Source organism: Micromonospora sp. NPDC003776 (assembly GCF_053605645.1).
The window spans coordinates 1-3,396 of sequence record NZ_JBSGJR010000670.1 but is presented as its reverse complement, the minus strand read 5'-3'; the positions used below and the strand labels follow the sequence as shown (position 1 = coordinate 3,396).

At 73.3% G+C, this 3,396-nt stretch carries 4 protein-coding genes; 2 read left to right on the top strand and 2 right to left on the bottom strand.

What is annotated here, in order from left to right; all coding sequences use genetic code 11:
* Nucleotides 1–138 precede the first annotated feature (138 nt).
* Together ACWEVO_RS33045 and ACWEVO_RS33040 are read left to right on the top strand one after the other, a co-directional pair.
* Nucleotides 139–363, top strand: coding sequence for a thioredoxin reductase (locus ACWEVO_RS33045; protein WP_452311355.1), 225 nt, complete (start codon nucleotides 139–141; stop codon nucleotides 361–363).
* Complete coding sequence (locus ACWEVO_RS33040) at nucleotides 360–1,127, top strand: pirin family protein (RefSeq protein ID WP_452311354.1); 768 nt, start codon at nucleotides 360–362, stop codon at nucleotides 1,125–1,127. Before ACWEVO_RS33045 ends, ACWEVO_RS33040 begins: the two co-directional genes overlap by 4 nt.
* Nucleotides 1,128–1,150: 23 nt before the next feature.
* Here the strand turns inward: ACWEVO_RS33040 and gndA are convergent, their stop codons facing one another.
* Nucleotides 1,151–2,593 (bottom strand): NADP-dependent phosphogluconate dehydrogenase, encoded by a 1,443-nt coding sequence (gene gndA / locus ACWEVO_RS33035; RefSeq protein WP_452311353.1) that lies wholly within the window; start codon nucleotides 2,591–2,593, stop codon nucleotides 1,151–1,153.
* A gap of 96 nt (nucleotides 2,594–2,689) precedes the next feature.
* Nucleotides 2,690–3,022 (bottom strand): MTH1187 family thiamine-binding protein, encoded by a 333-nt coding sequence (locus tag ACWEVO_RS33030; RefSeq protein WP_452311352.1) that lies wholly within the window; start codon nucleotides 3,020–3,022, stop codon nucleotides 2,690–2,692.
* Nucleotides 3,023–3,396: the final 374 nt, after the last annotated feature.

The window sequence follows — 3,396 nt, the reverse complement described above, 5'->3', positions numbered from 1 at the left end:
CGGCGCCGAGGCGGTGGAGAATGCCGTCAAGATCGCGCGGCACGCCACCGGGCGTGCGGGCGGGGGGGGGGGGGGGCCCCCGCGCTACCGACCGCCCCGGGGCGCGCCGCCGGGACGCGCCCGCCACGGGGGTGGGGGATGGCGGATCTCCGGTACAAGATGATCATGGCGTTGAACGCGGCGGACCTGGGCAGCCCGATCTGCGAGCAGGTCGCCGAGATCTGCGCCGAGATCGCCGAGCAGCACTGCACTGAACTAGGTCACACGCCCGCCGTACGCGCCGGCGAGATCGCCGAACTGGGCGCCACCGGAGAGCCGGCAATGACCTGGGCGCCCGCCGAGACCGGGCAGCGTGCCTGGTGACGGCGATCGCCCCCACGCCCCAGGTGGACGTGCGCCGGGCCGGGGACCGGTTCCGGACCCGGCTCTCCTGGCTCGACTCCCGGCACTCCTTCTCCTTCTCCCGGCACTACGACCCGGCGAACATCCACCACGGGCTGCTGCTGGTCAACAACGACGACGTGGTGCACCCGGGCACCGGCTTCGAGACCCACCCGCACCAGGACATGGAGATCGTCACCTGGGTGCTGCGCGGCTCCCTCGTCCACCAGGACTCCACCGGCCACGCCGGGGTCATCTATCCTGGGCTGGCCCAGCGGATGAGTGCCGGCACCGGGATCCTGCACTCCGAGAAGAACGACTCCTGGCGGCTGGAGGGCGGCGCGCCGCACGACGCCCCGGTCCACTTCGTGCAGATGTGGGTGCTCCCGGACGAGGAGGGTGTCGACCCGGGCTACGAGCAGTTGGAGATCGGCGACGAGCTGCTGCGCGGCGGCCTGATCCCGGTTGCCTCCGGCATGGACCGGTACGACGGCGCCTCCGCGATCCGGATCCGCAACCGGTACGCCACTCTGCACGCCGCCAGGCTGGCCCCGGGTGACGAGGTGAACCTGCCGGACGCGCCCTTCCTGCACCTCTACGTGCCCAGCGGCGCGGTGACGCTGGAGGGCACCGGCCGGCTCGACGAGGGTGACGCGGCCCGGATCACCATGTCCGGCGGCCAGCGGGTGACCACCACCGAGCCGGCGGAGATCCTGGTCTGGGAGATGCACGCCACCCTTGCCTGACCCCCCTCGGGCCGCCGCCCGGGTCAGGCCTCCACTTCGGAGCGGTCGCCCGCCCACAGGGTGTGGAACGAGCCGTCCCGGTCCACCCGGCGGTAGGTGTGCGCGCCGAAGTCGTCCCGCAGCCCCTGGATCAGCGCGGCCGGCAGCCGCTCGGCGCGCAGCGCGTCGAAGTAGGCCAGCGACGACGAGAAGGCCGGGGTCGGCACACCCGCCCGGGCCGCGTCGGCCACCACCCGCCGCCAGCCCGGCACGCCGGCGTTGACCCGGTCGGCGAACCACGGCGCCACCAGCAGCGTGGTCAGCTCCGGCTCGGCGTCGTACGCCTCCCGGATCCGGTCCAGGAAGCGGGCCCGGATGATGCAGCCGCCCCGCCAGATGGTGGCGGTGCCGCCCAGGTCGATGCCCCAGTCGTACTCCCGGCTGCCGGCGCGGATCTGGTCGAAACCCTGCGCGTACGCGACGATCTTGCTGGCCAGCAGCGCGCGCCGGACGTCCTCGACGAAGGTCTCCCGGTCCTCGACCTGCCACTTCTCGCCCGCGTCCGGGAAGGCGCGGCGGGCGGCGGCGCGCTGGTCGGCGTGCCCGGACAGCGACCGGGCGAAGGTGGCCTCGGCGATGCCGGTGATCGGGATGCCCAGGTCCAGGGCGCTCTGCACGGTCCAGCGGCCGGTGCCCTTCTGCTCGGCCAGGTCGAGCACGATGTCGACGAAGGGCCGGCCGGTCGCCGCGTCCGTGTGCCCGAGCACGTCGGCGGTGATCTCGATGAGGAAGGACTCCAACTCGCCGCCGTTCCACTCCCGGAAGATCTCCGCGATCTCCCCTGGGCTCGCCGACAGGCCGGCCCGCAGCAGGTCGTACGCCTCGGCGATGAGCTGCATGTCGGCGTACTCGATGCCGTTGTGGACCATCTTCACGAAATGCCCGGCGCCGTCCGGGCCGATGTGCCGGCAGCACGGAACGCCGTCCACCTGGGCGGCGATCTTCTCGAAGATCGGGCCGAGCTTCCGGTAGGACTCCGCCGATCCGCCTGGCATGATGCTCGGGCCGTGCAGCGCGCCCTCCTCGCCGCCGGAGACGCCGGTGCCGACGAAGTGCAGCCCGTGGCCGCGCAGCGCCTCCTCCCGGCGGCGGGTGTCGGCGAAGTGCGCGTTGCCGCAGTCGACCACGATGTCCCCCTCCTCGAGCAGGGGGATCAGCTCGTCGATCACCGCGTCGGTGGGGGCGCCGGCCTTCACCATGACGATGACCGCGCGTGGGCGCTCCAGCGAGGCGACGAAGTCGGCCATGGACTCCGACGGCACGAAGGTGCCCTCGTCGCCGTGCTCGGCGACCAGGCTGCGGGTGCGCTGCGGCGAGCGGTTGTGCAGCGCCACGGTGAACCCGTTGCGGGCCAGGTTCCGGGCCAGGTTGCGGCCCATCACCGCCAGACCGGTGACCCCGATCTGCGCCGTCGCCTGCTGTGCCATGCGTACCGCCACCCCTCGTCGCCGGTGCCCGTCCTGCGACCGTATCGCGGTCTTCGCGGGACCGGGCGGGGACGTCGACGGCCGGTGAGCGCGGGGTTACTCCTGAACGGGCGGCATCGTGGCGCTCGGGCCGGTGTCTCCGGCCAGCCGGGCCTCGACGTGGGCGACCTTCGCGGTCATCGCGTCGGTGACCCCGGGACGGAGGTCGGCCTTGAGCACCAGGCTGACCCGGGGCGCCTGCGCCGCGACGGCGTCCACGGCGCGCTTGACCACCGCCATCACCTCGTCCCACTCACCCTCGACGGTGGTGAACATGGCGTCGGTCCGGTTGGGCAGGCCGGATTCCCGGACCACCCGGACGGCGTCGGCGACCAGGTCGCCCACGGACTCACCCACGCCGAGCGGGGTGATCGAGAACGCGATCAGCATGTCCTCGATCGTGCCAGTAATTCGGGTGCGGGGCGGGCGGGCGACGGCTTAGCCTGCTGGCATGCGTAACTGACGCCCTTCCGTCGAGCCCGGTCCACCGCCGCACGCCGTGGACCCGTCCCGCTCCGGGCGTCCGCATCCTCCCCGCCGCCGTCGGTCGCGGTGTCTGTCGTGGTCGGACCCACCGGAGCTCGCCCGCTCGCCGCGCCGGCACCGGCGCGCCGACAGTCAGGAGGTTCGGGTATGCCCACCAAGCGCAGTCCGAAGAAGTCCCGCAAGCCGTCGCCGTCCCTGGCGGACGTGACCCCGACGGATCTCGACGCGCTGACCGTGGCGCCGGTCGCCGGCCCCGTGGCGCTGCCGGCGCCGGCCGG

Bases quoted from the DNA above. Each gene is read 5' to 3' on its own strand.
- ACWEVO_RS33045 (WP_452311355.1), top strand. From the start codon at position 139: ATGGCGGATCTCCGGTACAAGATGATCATGGCGTTGAACGCGGCGGAC.
- gndA (WP_452311353.1), bottom strand. From the start codon at position 2,593: ATGGCACAGCAGGCGACGGCGCAGATCGGGGTCACCGGTCTGGCGGTG.
- ACWEVO_RS33030 (WP_452311352.1), bottom strand. From the start codon at position 3,022: ATGCTGATCGCGTTCTCGATCACCCCGCTCGGCGTGGGTGAGTCCGTG.